Source organism: Roseateles aquae, assembly GCF_032337115.1.
Lineage (GTDB): Bacteria > Pseudomonadota > Gammaproteobacteria > Burkholderiales > Burkholderiaceae_C > Roseateles_C > Roseateles_C aquae.
In genome coordinates this window covers 50693-65644 of the sequence record NZ_JAVXZY010000014.1, presented here as the reverse complement: position 1 = coordinate 65644, position 14952 = coordinate 50693, and the positions used below count along the sequence as shown (strand labels likewise).

Below are 14952 nucleotides of genomic sequence, written 5' to 3'. Positions count from 1 at the left end.
TCCACTGGCGTCTATTGAGCCTCTGTCGGGTTCACGAGAGCGGCCGAGTCCGTGTTAGCCTGCCACGCCAAAGCCGCGTCTGTCGCCCTGAGCCCAGCCCATGCGATTCCACATTCTCCTTTTGCTCATCGCCACCTCTGTCCTGTCGGGATCTGCGTGGGCCTCCGACCGATCGCCCTACAACAAGGGCGTTGATGCCTGGCGCGCCAAAGACTACGCGGAAGCGCGCAAGCAATGGCAGCAGTCGCTCGCCGAGGGCGGCCCGGACGAGGCGCTGAACAACCTGGCCTTCCTTCTCTACCAAGGGCTGGGGGGACCGGCAGAGCCAGCCCGGGCTGTCGAGTTGTGGCGCAAGGGTGCGATGCTGGCGGTGTCCGAAGCCCAGCTGCACCTGGGCCAAGCCTATGAAGCAGGCAAGGGTGTCAGCCGCCAACCACTCACTGCCTACGCCTGGTATCGCTGCGCGGTAGCGACTGCCAGCCTGCTCAGCAAGAGCGATGACACCGAGGCCAGCATTGAGAAAGACGCACGCGGCGCGCTGGCTGCACTCAGCCCCAGCATGTCCAGCGCAGAGCGTCAGGAAGCCGAAACGTTGGCCCACACGCTAATCACCCGCTTCAGCCGCCGCCTTGAACTTGGCACGAAGTAAAACCTTGCAGATCCGCCTAGCTACCGCAGCCGACCTGCGTGCCGTCTACGACATCTATGGCTGCTCCAAGCTCGACGAATTGCGTTTCGAGGCACGCAGCTTTGTCTTGCTGCCACTGCCAGACGACGCCAGGCGCCATCAGGCCCTGTGCGAAGGTGAACTCTTCATCGCCGAGCAGGGAAAGCACAGCCTGGGTTTTTCCTCGCTGCATGGTGCCGAGATCCGCGGCCTGTTTGTGCATCCAGAGCACCGCGGCCGCGGCATCGGCCGGGCCTTGCTCATGCACCTGCTCGGGCTCGTGCCTGGCGAGGCTCGCCTGTATGTGGCTCTCAGCAACGCGCCCGCCCGGGAGTTGTACCAGCGGCATGGCTTCGCGGTCGTCCGTGAATTCGAAACCGAATACAACGGCGTGCCAGTGATGGCCGCAGAGATGCGGCGCCCGCCTTGCCCGCACAACACCAGCTCAAGGCCTTGAAGGCGCATGGGCGCTTGGAAAGGCGGCAATCGTCGTGGCCGTGATCGATCAGCTCCGCGGGCTGGCCGCCGCCTGATCTGCCTCATGATCCAGATCCGGCCGGCGCCAGGGGTCCACATGGGTCATCAGATTGAGCACACGGTGGCGCTGCATCACCCGCTTGCGGGCCTCGACGGCGATATCGTGCCCGGCCTCGACGCTCAGCGTGGCGTCGACCTCGATATGAGCGTCCACCACAATCATGTCGCCCATCTTGCGGGTGCGGATGTCGTGCACGCCCTGGATGCCGGGCGTGCCTTGCAGCGTCTGGCGGATGGCGTCGACTTCGGCGTCGTCAATCGCGCGGTCCATCAGATCGTGCAGCGCGTCCCAGCCGAACTCCCAGCCCATCTTGGCGACCATGAAGCCGACGATGGCCGCTGCGATCGGGTCCAGGATGGGATAGCCGGCCAGATTGCCGGCAATGCCGATGCCCACGACCAAGGAGGACGCCGCATCCGAGCGCGCATGCCAGGCATTGGCGACCAGCATGCTCGACTTGATGCGCTTGGCCACCGCCAGCATGTAGCGAAACAGCAGCTCCTTGGCCAGCAGCGCACCCGCCGCCACCCACAGCGCCACCGCATGCACCTGCGCCACCGTCTCCGGCTGTTCCAGCTTCAAAAACGCCGACCACAGCATGCCCAGGCCCACCGCCAGCAGCAGGGCGCCCAGCACCAGGCTGGCGGCCGTCTCGAAGCGCTGGTGGCCATAGGGATGGTCGGTATCGGCGTCCTTCTGGCTGTGGTGGTTGGCAACCAGCACCACAAAATCGGCCACCAGATCAGACAGCGAATGAATGCCATCGGCCACCAGGCCCTGCGACTTGGCCAGCAGGCCGACCGTGATCTGCACCGTCGTCAGAACGAGATTGACGGCCACGCTGACCCAGGTGCTGCGCGACGCCGCCGCCGAGCGCTCGGCAGGGCTGTGCTCGTGGTCTTCGTCGTCGTCGGGAGGCACGGAGAAAGGCATGGCGAGGCTGCGCAGGGTCTGAAGGCGCCCGATGCTACAGCGATCCAGCGGCACCGTTTCATTGCGCCTGCCCCAAGGCCCTCGGCACCACGACGCGCTGGTGCGCCTGGCGCAAGCCTTTCATATCCTCGCCCCGTCCAGCAGAGCGCGCTCCACCATAATGGCTGCGGCACTGGCGGCCAAGGAAGCTGCCTGAACGCCTGCACGACATGATTCCAGCATGCTGATACGCCAAGCCTCCGTGACCGACATCCCCACCGTCGCCGCCCTGCATGCGGCTAGCTGGAAGCACAGCTACCGCGGCGTGCTCGGCGACCTCTACCTGGACCAGCAAGTGGACGCCAGCCGCCGCCAGCACTGGTCAGCGCGACTGGGCACGCCGGCGCCAAACCAGCGAGTCTTGTTGCTGGAGGAGCAGGGCGAGGCGCTTGGCTTCGCCTGCGTGCTGCTGGACGAGGATGCTGTCTGGGGCTCAGAGCTGAACAACCTCCACGTGGCCCGATCTGCCCAGGGCAGAGGCCTGGGCCGGCTGCTGATGCAAGCCGCGGCCAAGGCCTGCGAGGCTGCGCAATCCAATGGTTTGTATCTCTGGGTGGTGCAAGCCAATGTCCAGGCCCAGGGCTTCTATGCACGCTTGGCTGGCCGAGAAGCGGGCGGCGATGTCTGGGAAGCGCCGGAGGGCAGCCGGGTGCCCATGTTCCGCTATGCCTGGAACGAGACCCAGCAGCTGGCAGCAGAGGCAAGCTGAGCCTGCAACTTGATGATGGTCGGCAGAAGGCGCCGACAGGCCAGCAACGGCGCCATCAACTGAGAGGGGAGCGAGCCGCTTGGAACTGAGATCACTGACAGCCGAAGAGGCCGCCAACGTAAGGACGCAGGTGGAGAGCCAGCTGAGCGACTGGGCCACCAGCGGCTACGGAGGCGGGGTTCCCTGGGGTGTGCTCTACCCGGTGTCATGGAGTCTGAGCACCTTGGACAGGGAGCGCGCCGAGAGAGTGGCCTGGCTGCTTGCCGAGATGGGCTACACGATCACGTCCTTGCGCGAGCGAACGGCGCCAGGCGAAACACCCGGTGTGGTGGACCTCTATTTCTGTGTGGACATCCAACGGCGCCTGCTGGTCTTGCCGGACACCCTGGTCGGTGAGGCGCTGATTCTGGAAGCCCTCGCCGTGAATTGGGGAGCCAGCGTCAGCGATATGTGCATCAACACCGGCAAGGAGGAGCGACAGCAGGCGTGGCGCAGCATGCATGGCCCGATGGGCAAGGACATTTGCTGATGTCCGAGAGGCCAGGCAAGATCAGCAAGGCTCAGCGGCCGGCAGTAGGGCGCTGAAAACCACATGACCGCGTCTTGCTCTCCTCCCAAAAGCCACGGCTGTGGTTTTACCGACTTCAAGCACCGCTATCCAAGGTGTGAACGCTGGGGTGAGTCGCTGTTGCCCAGCCTGACGCTCATCAAGGACGAACTGAGGTGCGCCCGCGCGAAGGCGCAGGTCAACACGGCGAGGCAAGGAGAGGCCAGTCAATCAGCGCTGAGCGTCCCAGAGTCATCGGTGGACTTGGGCGCTGATACAGGCGCGTCCTTGCTTGACGATGTCAGCGTCCAGCCGGACGTCGATGGCCGAACTGGATCGGCCGCAGTACGCCGGCTGACTCAGACCGTCCCAAATCACAGAACATTCCAAGTCCCGCCCGACCGGCCATCATGTCGCCAAGCCTGCATATCACCCTGGTTTCCGAAGCACAGCGCGAGCCCCTGATTGACCTGCTCTGCGAGCTGAACGCCCACTACCACCCAGAGGCGCCGGCGGCGCGGGCGCTGGTGCGCGAGCATGCGATGTTGCACCTGCTGGCACCGAGCGCGCCCTTGCAACTGCTGGTCGCCAGCGACGCCGCGGGCCGTCTCAAGGGTCTGGCCGCCTATGCCTGGACGTACTCGCTGGTATCACCGGAGCCCGAGCGGCGCCAGCAGTGCCAGTTGAAGGAGTTGTTCGTCAGCGCCGAAAGCCGCGGACAGGGTCTTGCCCGGGCGCTGATGGCCGAGCCGGCCCGCCGCGCACTGGCCCAGGGCTGCCAGCGGATCGACTGGCCGGTGCAGGCGGGCAATAGGCAGGGGCTGGCCTTCTATGCCAGCTTGGGCGCCAGACAGGTGGAGGACAGACTGAGTTGGCGGCTCGACCCTGCGGCGCTGTGCGCACTGTCGTCCTGTGCATAGAGAAAACGCACTCTCATGGCTGCTACATTGAAAACCTAGGGAAGGTTTGCGTCAGTCGGCGTGGGCCCTGGCAAGGCGCGAGACGCTTCTCAGGCTGGTGGCCTGCGCCAGTCTTTCGACGATGACCCACGCCGACTTGCGCGGACCTTCGCCAGCATTCAGAGACCGCGAGCGCTGGCTTAATCAGGATCACGAAAACTCATGCTGAAGATTCGCACCGCGACACCCGCTGACACCGATGCCATCACGGCACTGATCTTGCCCATTCAACAGCAGGAGTTCGGTATTCCTATCACCCTGGAGGCACAGCCCGACCTCGGCAACATCCAACAGTTCTATCAGCATGGCGCCGGCAATTTCTGGCTCGCCGAACTGGACGGCCAGGTTGTTGGCAGCATTGCGCTGCTTGATATCGGCAATCAGCAGGCGGCGCTGCGCAAGATGTTTGTGGCCGGGCCGTTCCGGGGCCGCGACTTTGGTGTCGCTGCATCACTGCTGGATGAGTTGCTCAGCTGGGCCCGGCGCCAGCGCCTGTCGGACATCTTCCTGGGCACCACCGACAAGTTCCTGGCCGCCCATCGCTTCTACGAGAAGCACGGCTTCGAAGCGCTGGGCCGCACCGCGCTGCCTACGTCGTTTCCCGTCATGGCCGTTGATTCAAAGTTCTACCACCTTGCCCTGCCGCCGCATGCCGACCATACGCCCTTGCACCGCCAACGATAGAGCAGCCTGGCTGGAGCTGCGTCAGGCGCTGTGGCCCGAGGCTCATGCCGATGAGCACGGCGACGAGATCGCTGGGCTGCTGAACGAACCCGCTCGCTTCGGCCAGTTCCTCGCGCTGGACGATCAAGAGCGGGCCTTGGGTCTGATCGAAGCGTCCATCCGCCACGACTACGTCAATGGCACCGACGGCTCGCCGGTAGCCTTTGCCGAAGGGATGTATGTGCGCCCCGACCATCGCCAGCAAGGCGTAGCGACCGCGCTGATGCGGGCGGTCGAGGCCTGGGCCCTCGAACATGGCTGCAGCGAATTGGCTTCCGACGCGGCACTGGGCAATCGCCTCAGCCATGCGGTGCATGCCGGCCTGGGCTTCGAGGAGACCGAGCGGGTGGTGTTCTTCCGCAAGGCTCTCAAAGGGAGCTAGGGCACGCGGCTGTGCACCAGCTGTCGTCACGGTGCTCGGTCAGGCCTTGCAGGTGCTGCCGTCGGATCAACTGGAGCCCGATAGGCAAGGCCTCGTTTCATTGTGCCGGTCTGCCTTGCGCCGGGGCGGGCGGCAGGGACGCACCATCGAGCATGAAGTCCTCGGCATCCACCCCGATGAGCGCGGGCGCGCGGTCTATACCGCCAGGCCCTCGGGGCAGCAGCCGGCGGCCGCTACCGCGATCTCGGTCGAGGCCAGGGTGGTGACCGTCGAGAATCTGGGCCACGACTATCGGCAATGCATCAGCTTCCGTGCCAGCGACGCGTCAACGCTGCTGGCGCGCATCGAAGGCCCGCGCGGCGGCCGGCAAGGCTGGACCGCCTGACTCCGCCGAGGCACTCGACGCGCTACCGTCCGATCTCTACCCGTTCGGTGGCTTCGGGGCAAGGCCTGGACACCACGCTCCACTCAAATCAAGGCTCTGTGCGCGTTGTTTGATGCCTGGCCACTGGCGCTCGAAACGCAAGCACAGAGGCACGGCGACACGGTGGAATTCACAGAAAGGGCCAGAGTTCGACGAGTTTTTCTCTGTGACTCCGTGCCTCTGTGCTTGCCTTTTGCCGTTTCCAGAGCATCCACACTTAACGCCAAAAGAACCCAAATCAATGACCCGACACCTTGATCACAAAGCCCAACTCGCCGCACTCGCGCAGGCCAGCCCCTGGTTGAGGACGGCCTTGTGCGCCGTCCAGCAGCTCGGCCTGCCGCAATGGTGCATAGGTGCCGGGGCAGTGCGCAATCTGGTCTGGGATGCGCTGCATGGACATGAAACGCCAACGCCGCTCAGCGATGTGGACGTGGCCTTTTTCGATGCTGACGATGTCTCGCCCGAGCGCGATGCACGCTTGCAAGCCCAGTTGCAGCAACGCCTGCCCGCGCTGCCCTGGGAGGTTACCAACCAGGCCGGCGTGCATTTGTGGTTCGAGGCCTGCTTCGGTCATGCGGTCGCGCCTTTGACCTCGCTGGAAGACGCGGTGGCGTCCTGGCCCGAGTGCGCCACCGCTGTCGGCCTGACGCTGACGCGCGAAGGCGCCATCGAGGTGATCGCACCGCACGGCCTCGATGATTTGTTCGCCATGGTCGTGCGGCGCAACCCGGCGCGGGTCAGCGTCGAGACCTACCGGCTGCGCGTCGCGGGCAAGCGCTATCTGCAACGCTGGCCGCGGGTGACGGTGCTGCGAGCCTGAGTCGTAAACTGGGGCAGACTTCCCCCTCTCAGAGGCAGGCGATGGCCACGATGCGCAACACCCAGACCGAGCGCCGCAACCGATTCCCGCCTGCATGCCTGCGCCGGATGGGCATCGCTGGCTTGCTGGCACTGGCCGGCCTGGTGCTGAGTTCGGTCGCGCAGGCGCAAACGGTGCTGGACGTCGCCTGTGGCGATGCGGACTATCCACCCTTCGAGATGAAGGTACAGGGCCGGGTCGCCGGCCTGCATGGCGAGATGATCGAGGCCGCGGCCGCGCGTCTGGGTTGGAGCGTGCGCTGGCGTAGCCTGCCCTGGAAGCGTGTGCTGCTGGAGCTGGAGCAGGGGCGCGTGGCCGCGGCCAGCTATGTCTCGCCAACACCCGAGCGCGAACGCTTCGCGCTGTTCCTGGAGGGCAACCGGCTGTCGACCTCGGAGCTACGTCTGGTGGTGCTGAGGGGCGCGGTGCCGGACTTCGATGGTGATCTGTCGCGCTTTCTGGCCACGCGCAAGCTGATCGCGTTGCGTGGCTTCAAATTCGGCCTGCCCCTCGTCGATGCCGCCCCAAAGATCGAGGCGCTCAACATGGCCGATGCACTGCGCCTGCTGCGCGAAGGCTTCTCCGACGTGGCGGCGCTGAACTGGAACGATTTCGTCGGCGCCTATGGGGACAAGCCGGAGTTCCAACAGGTCGTGCCGCTGAAGCCGGCGCTGCATAGCATCAGCGCCTACCTGGCCTTCTCGCGTGCTCGGCCCGACGCACAGGAGAGGGCGCAGCGCTTTGCGGCGGCGCTCGGCGAGTACCGCAAGACGCCGGAGTACGCGGCGCTGCTGCGGCGCCATCGGCTGGACGCGATCGAGCCCTGACCGGTGGCGAGCCGGTTCGCACCAGGCGGCTTTGCGGCGAAGATGCGTCGCGCTTGTCGAACGCCGGCCGCCTGGGTCGACGCAGGTGTGGCGACCCTGCCGGACCTGCTGATGGCCTCCAGCACCACACCGGCCGCGCCAGAGGCGCTGACGCAGGCAGGTCAGTCCCGAGGCAGGCCCGTGACTTCCAACACTGAGTCAGCGCTGCAGGGCAATGGACGATGCCGGACGTGGTCCTTGGTTTGGTTGTGGCCCTTCAAGCGGGGAGTCCAGATGTTCAACACGATGAGAGCGGGCAGCCTGGCTGCGCTGGTACTGGCGCTGGTCTATCTGGCGGGTTTCGCACTGATGGCCAATCTGGCGGGTCAAAGCGCCGGCCTGGGTCCGGAACAGCAACTGGCGGCGGCGCTGCAGCGCAAGACACTGGTCTGGCTGCTGAATGGCGCGCTCTACATTGTGTCCGGCCTGGCGCTGCTGGTACTGACGGCAGCCACCGATGACTTTCTCAAGCCTGGCGCGCGCGACTGGATGAAGCTGGCCACGCCGCTGGGCTACATCTGGGCCGCCGTGCTGCTGGCGGCGGGCATGATCGCCCAGGTCGGTCTGGAGTCGGTGGCCAGGTTGCATGCGAAGGACCCCGCCCAGGCCTTGCAGCTCTGGCGGGCGCTCAACCTCATGCTGGAAGGACTGGGCGGCGGCGTTGAACTCTTGGGCGGCTGTTGGGTGCTGCTGCTGGCGCAAGCCAGCCTGGGCCAGGGTCTGATGCCCAAGAGCCTGCTGGTGCTGAGCGTCCTGGTCGGTCTGGCCGGCGTGTTGACGGCCGTGCCGGCGCTCGCCGATGCGGTCTATGTCTTCGGGCTGGGTCAGATCCCCTGGTTCATGCTGCTGGCCTACGTGCTGTGGCGTCGTGCGGCCGCCGCCTGAGCCCACTCATCCCAAGGAGCCCTCGATGAAACGAATCAAGCGCAGCGCGGCAAGCCTAGGCCTGACGCTGGCCTGCCTTTGCCCGACGGCCATGGCAGAACCGGCCGATCTGCAGCGCCTGAGCTGGTTGGCCGGCTGCTGGGCTCAGGGGGCGGGCGAGCCGGGTTCGGTCGAGCATTGGCTGCCGCCCGCCGGCGGCCTGATGCTGGGGCTCAGCCGCATCGTGCGCCAGGGCCGCACGATCGAATACGAATTCCTCAGCATTCATCTCGACGCTGAGGGCCGCGCCGTCTACACAGCCCGCCCCTCGGGCCAGCCCGCGGCCTCATTCACCGCAACGACGCTCGATGAGGGCGCGGTGAGCTTCGAGAACCCGGCCCACGATTTTCCGCAACGCATCAGCTACCGCGCCGAGGGCGCGGACGCACTGCTGGCGCGCATCGAAGGTCGGCTCAAGGGCGTCGAGCGCCAGCGCGACTTCCCGATGCGCCGCGTCTCCTGCGATCAGGCTCTGGCACCAAGGCCTTAGGCAAGCCGGGCTGGCTCAAGGCTCAGGCCGGCTTGAGGCCCTTCACCGCATTGGCCCGCGCGCTGACGGTCAGCGGCGCATCGCTGCCATCGAGCCGGCCGCGCACCATCGCTTTGAGCGTCGCTTGCTCCTCGGCCGACAGCTTGGCGAACATCGCGCGCAGCGTATTGCTGCTGGCGGCGCTGTCCCAGTAGTCGTCGAAGTTGTCGAAGGTGCGCTGCACGGTGATCTGGCGGGTCTGCACGTCCTGCAGGCCGGCGTCTTGCCAGAGCGCGGTGGTCGCCTCCAGCGTGGAGACCTGGACGCTGGGCGGCATCACCGATTCATGGCCGAGCTTCTTCATCTCGGCACCGATGGGTGCGAGCGGATAGCCGCCGGCCAGCATGTCCCAGTGGTAGGCGGCGACGAGGCCGCCGGGGCGCACCACGCGCAGCATCTCGGCCACACCGCGGGCCGGCTCGGGCACGAAGAACAGCACCAGCGCCATCGTTGCGGCATCGCAGCTGGCATCGGCCAGCGGCAGCGCCATTGCATTGCCCTCGGCCCAGTTCACCGGGGCGCCGGGCGCCAGGCGTTGGCTGGCATAAGCGATCTGCGCCGGTGCCGGATCAAAAGCATGCACGCCGGCCGGCGCGCAACGTTCGACCAGCAGCTCGGTAAAGGCGCCATTGCCGCAGCCAACGTCGACCCAGTGTCGGCCCGCCGGCGCGGCCAGCCAGTCCAGGAACTGCACGCCGGCCAGACGGCTCCAGCGGCCCATCAGGCGCTCGTAGCTGGCGCCATCATCGAAACGGATCTGTGCTTCTTCGCTCATCGCAGTTTGAACTTGGCTGAGGAAGCCGGATCATAGGTGCCGGCCAAGACCCGGTGACGAACAGGGCTCTGGCATGCCGCTGCAGGTGCACGCTGTTAGGCTGCGAGCCCTGTAGCAGTCCCCCATCCCAAGACCCCGTCCCACCCCTGAGGAGCAAGCCATGGCCCTGCGCATCAACGATCTGGTCCCCAATTTCACCGCCGAGACCGACCAAGGCACGATCAATTTCCACGACTGGATCGGCTCCGGCTGGGCCATCCTGTTTTCGCACCCCAAGGATTTCACGCCCGTCTGCACGACCGAGTTCGGCGCGGTGGCGCAGCTGGCCGAGGAATGGGCCAAGCGCAACACCCGCGTGATCGGCGTGTCGGTCGATGGCGTCGAGGCGCACAAGAAGTGGAAGGGCGACATCGAGCGCTTTGCCGGTGCCGCCGCCGGCTTCCCCATCATTGCCGACGAGGGCCTGGCCGTGTCCAAGGCCTTTGACATGTTGCCCGCCGAGGCCTATCTGCCCGATGGCCGCACCGCCAACGACACCGCCACCGTGCGCTCGGTCTTCATCATCGGCCCGGACAAGAAGCTCAAGCTATCGATGACCTATCCGATGTCGGTCGGCCGTAACTTCGCCGAGGTGCTGCGCGCGCTGGATGCGCTGCAGCTGACCTACAACGTGCCCCTGGCCACGCCGGCCAACTGGAGCACCGGGCAGGACGTGATCGTCGCGCTGTCGCTGAACGACGATCAGGCGCGCGAGAAGTTCGGCGCCATCGATGTGAAGCTGCCTTATCTGCGCACGACCAAGGCGCCACTGTAAGCCCGCAGGCTGCGCCGTGGCGCAGCCTCAGCGATAGCGCTGCTTGATCACCTCGGCCAGCGCAGCGCTGTCGGCGCTGTTGCGCGCCGCCTGCTCGGCGAACTTCAGCGCCTTCTCGCGCAAGCCGGGGTCGACGATGCTGGCCAGGCTCAGGAACTTGGCGGTGTTGTAGATGCTGGCACGCTGCTGCTGCGCAATCGGCGTCGCCGGCTCGGCCCAGCCGCCCTGGTCGCGCGCCTGCACATCGAGCATCACGCGATCAATCAGCGCGGCGATCGTCGCCTCGTCGTCGGCCCAGCCCTGGCTGAGCGTATGCAGCGCACTGCTGCGCCGCGCCTTGTCGTCGGCAAACATATCGCTGAGCAGGCGCTGGCGATCGCGCTCCAGCAGCGATTTGGCAGCCTTGGCATTGGCATTGCCGTCGCCGCCCGATTGCTGCACCGCGTTGAGGATGCGCCGCGCCTCGTTCGGCGGCAGCACGATGTTGATCGCCTCCATCGCCACCGAGCGTCGGGTTTCGTCCTTGCCGGTCAGGTCGTTGAGGAAGTCGCCGATCACCTTGACCTTGTCGACCTGCGTCTTGGTGTAGACGCTGGACGTGTCCGCCGCGGCCTTCAGCGCCTCGATCTCGGCTTTCTGCCGCTCGATACCCAGGCGCGCCTTGTCGATGCCGTGGTTGAGCCAATAGCCCACCAGCAAGAGCAGCAGCGGATTGAGGGCGGCCAGCCAGGCGAGGACTCGCGCCCCACCCTCACTGGCTTCTGGCTTGCTCGCTTCGGACATACGCGCTCCTTCGCTTAGATGCAGACCACGGAAACGCGCGATGGTAGCCGGCTTGGCAGCAACGACGGGTTTCAGTTGTTCCGCAGCAGCCGGTCAAAGTAGGCCAGCACCTTGCGATTGACGGCCGGCACTTCGGTGCTGCGATCAAAGCCCGGCGGGTCATTGATCATGGCGCCGATCAGGCCGCTGAGGCCCGGCGGCAGCGGCGACAGGTAGGCGCCATGGCCGCCGGTCTTCAGCTCGGCCAGCAGCTCGCAGCGCGGGCAGGCGGCCAGCACCCGGTCGCTGTGGAACTGCGGGTGCAGCCAGGCATCCTGGCGGGCAGTCATCAGCGCCAGCGGGGCGGCCAGCTGCTCGAAGCTGCTCATCTCGAAATGCGCGGCGGAAGGTACGGCAGCCACCACGGCGGCAATGCGCGGATCGGTGTGGCCATGCAGCGTCTCATCGTCGAAGCGCCAGCTGAGGATGCGCCGCGCCAGCCATTGCTTGAGGCCGTCCAGGCCATTGCCCTTGAGGCTGGTAATCAGGCCGACGCAGGACTGGAAGTCTTCGCCCAGATGGGCCAGGCACTGATCGCGAAAGCGGCTCGGTGACCAGCGCCCGCCGGCCAGCACCAGGGCCGTGTGCCCGCCGGCCGACATGCCGAACACGCCCACCTTGTCCAGCTGCAGCAGCGGCGCAAAGCGGGCGTCGCGGCCGATCGCGTCAATCGCCCGCGTGACCTCGGCCGGGCGCAGCTTCCAGCTGTCCGGCCCAGGGCGGCTGCCATGTCTGTAGTTGTCATCACGATGCTCGGGCATGGCGACGACAAAGCCGGCATCCACCAAGGCGCGCGCCAGTCCTGCGTGCACCCAGGGCGACCCGCCCGAGCCGTGCGAGATCATCACCAGCCGGCCGTTGCCGCGCTGCGGCGGTGCATCAAAGGCCAGCATCAGGCCCAGCGGTGCCGCTGCCTCAGCCGACTCGCCCGCAGCGCTCGGGTAGTAGACGCTGACCGGCCCGTCCTGCTCGGTCGCTGCCAGCGTCGTGAAGCCCAGGCCGGCCCAGGCCGGCGCGGCCAGCAGCAGGGCCAGGCCGCCGGCCAGCCAGCGCATGAGCGGGCGGCTCGCGGCCGTGCTCCGCCCGGCGGTGGTGGTGGTGGTTGTTTTGGTGGCTTTGGTGTTGTTCGTCTTGCTCGTCATCGTCTCGCTCCTGCGGCGCCGGCCCCATGCCGGCGTCTGGAGGCGAACGATGCGTGCGGCGCGCGGCGGCGTCTCGCCGAAAGCTGCGCAGCGCCAGGATTTGAGCTTTCGGCCTGGCCGATTTCAGGAATCGGCCAGCGGCGACTCAGGGACTCGAGCTTGCCGCCAGCTCCAACCAGCTCTGCAATGCAGCACTTGGCATCGCATGGACGGCGGCCCTGACATTGGCTTGCAAGGTCTTGCCCAGCCGTTCGGTGCTCGATTGATGGACGGCCGGCGCCGGGCCTTGGGCCATGTCGCGGCCCCAGTCGGAATAGATGGCCGGGAGCATCTCGCGGGTGCTGACCATGCCGGCACTCAAGGGCGTGCCGCCAAGCGCCAGGTTCAAGCTGATGCTGCAGAAGGCCGCGCTCTGGTTGGACAGGCCCAGCAGGCCAATCTTGGTGACCATCGCCATGCCGTAGAAGTTCTCATAGGCGACTTCGGCGCCGGCCACGCGCAGCTGTGCAGCGCCTGCCACGGCCTGCCCGGCTGGCTCCAGCGCCAGCGCGTAGCCGCGCGCGCGCAGTGCCTCGGCGGCCGCTTCGGCCACCAGGTCTGCATAGCGCTTGCCAGACAGCGGCACTTCCAGACGGGCCCGGATGCTGCTGCCAAAGCCGAGGTCGATGTAGTTCACATGCTCAGGCAACTCGCTGTCAATGCGCAGGCGCAGCGCTGCCTCGTTCTTCGGGCTGCCCGGCTCTGCCGGGCAGGCCAGCATGCTGCTCAGCAAGGGTGCCACCTCAAGCTGGTGGTAGCTGGCCATTGGCATCAGCACCCGCCCGGCAGGCATCAGGAATTGATTGCCGCCGTTCAGATACTCGTAGCTGCCGCTGGCCGCTGGCTCGGTGAGGGTCCCACCGGCACAGAGCCTGCCAGCTTCGACTTTCATGGCCGCCAGCAAACGCTCGTCCGCTTGCCCGGGCCGCCCGCGCGCCACGAGGCGATAGCCCGAGGCCTGCGCATGGGCCTCGACGCGAACGCCATCGCTATCTGCATGCGCCGGCCCTGCAACGGCGGCAAGGAGCGCCAGCGCCAACAGGGTGTTTTTCATCTCCGTCTCCTCTTTCTTCTTGGTGAGTCAGTTCTCCAAGGCCCGCTGCCTGAACTCCGTCGGCGTCAGCCCGGTGTCGGCCTTGAAGGCGCGGTTGAAGGGGCCGATGGACTGGAAGCCGGCCTCCAGCGCAATCGTCAACACCGGCAGCTCGCGCCGGGCGGGGTCGGCCAGCATCTGGCGGGCATCGGCCAGGCGCCAGTCGTTCAGATAGGCATTGAAGTTGCGATAGCCCAGCTGCTGGTTGATCAGCCGCCGCAAGCGGTATTCGGGCAGCTTGAGCCGCAGGGCCAGCGCGGCCAGGCTCATCGCTTCTTCGCGGTAGAGGCGCTGCTCGCGCATCGCCTGCTGCAGTGCTTGCACCTGGGCCTGGACCTCGGCTGGCTCGGGCGCCGGCGCGGCATCAACAGGCGGGGCCAGGTCTTGCCGAGCGGCTGTCACAGGCGGGGCGGCCGGCCCTGTGCCAGCCTGGCAGCCCACGGCGGGTGGGGCCTGCAGGCCAATCCAGCCGCGCAGGCCGATGCTGAACAACTGCCGCGCCACGACGATGCCGATTGCGATCTGGCAGCCCATGTCCAGCAATGCCGCGGCTTGGCTGAGCCGCCCGCCCGGCGCCGTCAACCGCAGCGCGGCCATCAAGAGCGCATAGGCACTGCCGGCCACGACGATGAAGCCACGCAGATGGCGGCGCCATTCGAGCAGATCGCCGCGCCAGTGGCGCAGCAGCGGCCAGGCGGCGGCCAGTGCCGTCAGCACCGGCACGGCGCGTTGAAACGCCAGGCTGACGAGGCCCAGCGGAAACGCCAAGGCACAGTTGAGCCAGACGCCGCCCAGCACCGCCAGCCAGAGCCCGCCATGCCAGCGGCGCAGCCGGAATTCGTCGTCGAACAAGGCCTGGGCGAACAGCCAGAACAGCACGCCATTGCCTACCGAGATCGCCACCCAGGGCGCCTGCCAGGCCGGGCTGAGCTCGGCCTCGATCAGCGGCAGGGAGCTGATCGCCTGCACCACCAGGCCCAGCGCCAGTGCGCCTGCCAGCCGTCCGGCGGCTCCCAAGCCGGTGCGGCGCTCGCGCCACAAGGCGCCCGCGAACAGCAGCAGCGTGGCCACCACGGCGCCACGCAGGCCAGCGTCGAGAAGGGGCAGGGCTTGGGGATGCATGGGCGCGAACGATAGCAGCTGGCCGCTACCGGCACGGCATTCA

At 66.8% G+C, this 14952-nt stretch carries 19 protein-coding genes; 13 read left to right on the top strand and 6 right to left on the bottom strand.

Annotated elements, in window-relative coordinates:
• Nucleotides 1-121 precede the first annotated feature (121 nt).
• Together RQP53_RS23600 and RQP53_RS23595 are read left to right on the top strand one after the other, a co-directional pair.
• Nucleotides 122-649, top strand: coding sequence for a tetratricopeptide repeat protein (locus RQP53_RS23600; RefSeq protein WP_315653186.1), 528 nt, complete (start codon nt 122-124; stop codon nt 647-649).
• Nucleotides 636-1124, top strand: coding sequence for a GNAT family N-acetyltransferase (locus RQP53_RS23595; RefSeq protein ID WP_315653185.1), 489 nt, complete (start codon nt 636-638; stop codon nt 1122-1124). Before RQP53_RS23600 ends, RQP53_RS23595 begins: the two co-directional genes overlap by 14 nt.
• A 48-nt stretch (nt 1125-1172) precedes the next feature.
• On the opposite strand, the gene RQP53_RS23590 is transcribed toward RQP53_RS23595, so the two are convergent.
• Nucleotides 1173-2138 carry a cation diffusion facilitator family transporter gene (locus RQP53_RS23590; protein ID WP_315653184.1) on the bottom strand — a complete coding sequence of 322 codons (966 nt, stop codon included), beginning with the start codon at nt 2136-2138 and terminating at the stop codon, nt 1173-1175.
• 220 nt (nt 2139-2358) lie between these two features.
• Here RQP53_RS23590 and RQP53_RS23585 point away from each other — a divergent pair, with 220 nt between their 5' ends.
• The 10 genes from RQP53_RS23585 (at nt 2359) to RQP53_RS23540 (ending at nt 9063) form a co-directional block, all read left to right on the top strand.
• A complete protein-coding gene (locus RQP53_RS23585) occupies nt 2359-2886 on the top strand; it encodes a GNAT family N-acetyltransferase (protein ID WP_315653183.1) in 528 nt (175 codons plus the stop codon).
• Nucleotides 2887-2965: 79 nt separating this feature from the next.
• Nucleotides 2966-3415, top strand: coding sequence for a hypothetical protein (locus RQP53_RS23580; protein WP_315653182.1), 450 nt, complete (start codon nt 2966-2968; stop codon nt 3413-3415).
• Nucleotides 3416-3843: 428 nt separating this feature from the next.
• Nucleotides 3844-4353, top strand: a complete 510-nt coding sequence (locus tag RQP53_RS23575; RefSeq protein ID WP_315653181.1) for a GNAT family N-acetyltransferase — start codon at nt 3844-3846, stop codon at nt 4351-4353.
• A gap of 201 nt (nt 4354-4554) precedes the next feature.
• A complete protein-coding gene (locus RQP53_RS23570; protein WP_315653180.1) occupies nt 4555-5076 on the top strand; it encodes a GNAT family N-acetyltransferase in 522 nt (173 codons plus the stop codon).
• Nucleotides 5042-5497 (top strand): aminoglycoside 6'-N-acetyltransferase, encoded by a 456-nt coding sequence (gene aac(6') / locus RQP53_RS23565; RefSeq protein ID WP_315653179.1) that lies wholly within the window; start codon nt 5042-5044, stop codon nt 5495-5497. Before RQP53_RS23570 ends, aac(6') begins: the two co-directional genes overlap by 35 nt.
• A gap of 31 nt (nt 5498-5528) precedes the next feature.
• Nucleotides 5529-5882 carry a DUF6265 family protein gene (locus tag RQP53_RS23560; protein ID WP_315653178.1) on the top strand — a complete coding sequence of 118 codons (354 nt, stop codon included), beginning with the start codon at nt 5529-5531 and terminating at the stop codon, nt 5880-5882.
• Between the two features lie 280 nt (nt 5883-6162).
• On the top strand, nt 6163-6744 hold the full coding sequence (locus RQP53_RS23555; protein ID WP_315653177.1) for a nucleotidyltransferase family protein: 582 nt from the start codon (nt 6163-6165) through the stop codon (nt 6742-6744).
• 50 nt (nt 6745-6794) lie between these two features.
• Nucleotides 6795-7610, top strand: coding sequence for a substrate-binding periplasmic protein (locus RQP53_RS23550; RefSeq protein ID WP_315653176.1), 816 nt, complete (start codon nt 6795-6797; stop codon nt 7608-7610).
• 273 nt (nt 7611-7883) lie between these two features.
• Nucleotides 7884-8534, top strand: coding sequence for a hypothetical protein (locus RQP53_RS23545; protein WP_315653175.1), 651 nt, complete (start codon nt 7884-7886; stop codon nt 8532-8534).
• Between the two features lie 25 nt (nt 8535-8559).
• A complete protein-coding gene (locus RQP53_RS23540) occupies nt 8560-9063 on the top strand; it encodes a DUF6265 family protein (protein ID WP_315653174.1) in 504 nt (167 codons plus the stop codon).
• A gap of 22 nt (nt 9064-9085) precedes the next feature.
• Here the strand turns inward: RQP53_RS23540 and RQP53_RS23535 are convergent, their stop codons facing one another.
• On the bottom strand, nt 9086-9877 hold the full coding sequence (locus RQP53_RS23535; protein ID WP_315653173.1) for a class I SAM-dependent methyltransferase: 792 nt from the start codon (nt 9875-9877) through the stop codon (nt 9086-9088).
• A gap of 160 nt (nt 9878-10037) precedes the next feature.
• On the opposite strand from RQP53_RS23535, the gene RQP53_RS23530 reads away from it, so the two are divergent.
• Nucleotides 10038-10691 (top strand): peroxiredoxin, encoded by a 654-nt coding sequence (locus RQP53_RS23530; protein WP_315653172.1) that lies wholly within the window; start codon nt 10038-10040, stop codon nt 10689-10691.
• Nucleotides 10692-10718: 27 nt separating this feature from the next.
• Here RQP53_RS23530 and RQP53_RS23525 read toward each other — a convergent pair whose 3' ends face one another.
• The 4 genes from RQP53_RS23525 to RQP53_RS23510 all read right to left on the bottom strand — a co-directional run bounded on the left by RQP53_RS23525 (nt 10719) and on the right by RQP53_RS23510 (nt 14909).
• Entirely contained in the window at nt 10719-11474 is a 756-nt protein-coding gene (locus tag RQP53_RS23525) for a hypothetical protein (protein WP_315653171.1), read from the bottom strand.
• Nucleotides 11475-11545: 71 nt separating this feature from the next.
• Complete coding sequence (locus tag RQP53_RS23520) at nt 11546-12568, bottom strand: alpha/beta hydrolase family protein (RefSeq protein WP_434064145.1); 1023 nt, start codon at nt 12566-12568, stop codon at nt 11546-11548.
• Nucleotides 12569-12800: 232 nt separating this feature from the next.
• Nucleotides 12801-13748, bottom strand: a complete 948-nt coding sequence (locus tag RQP53_RS23515; protein WP_315653169.1) for a hypothetical protein — start codon at nt 13746-13748, stop codon at nt 12801-12803.
• A gap of 27 nt (nt 13749-13775) precedes the next feature.
• Complete coding sequence (locus RQP53_RS23510; protein ID WP_315653168.1) at nt 13776-14909, bottom strand: helix-turn-helix domain-containing protein; 1134 nt, start codon at nt 14907-14909, stop codon at nt 13776-13778.
• Nucleotides 14910-14952 lie beyond the last annotated feature (43 nt).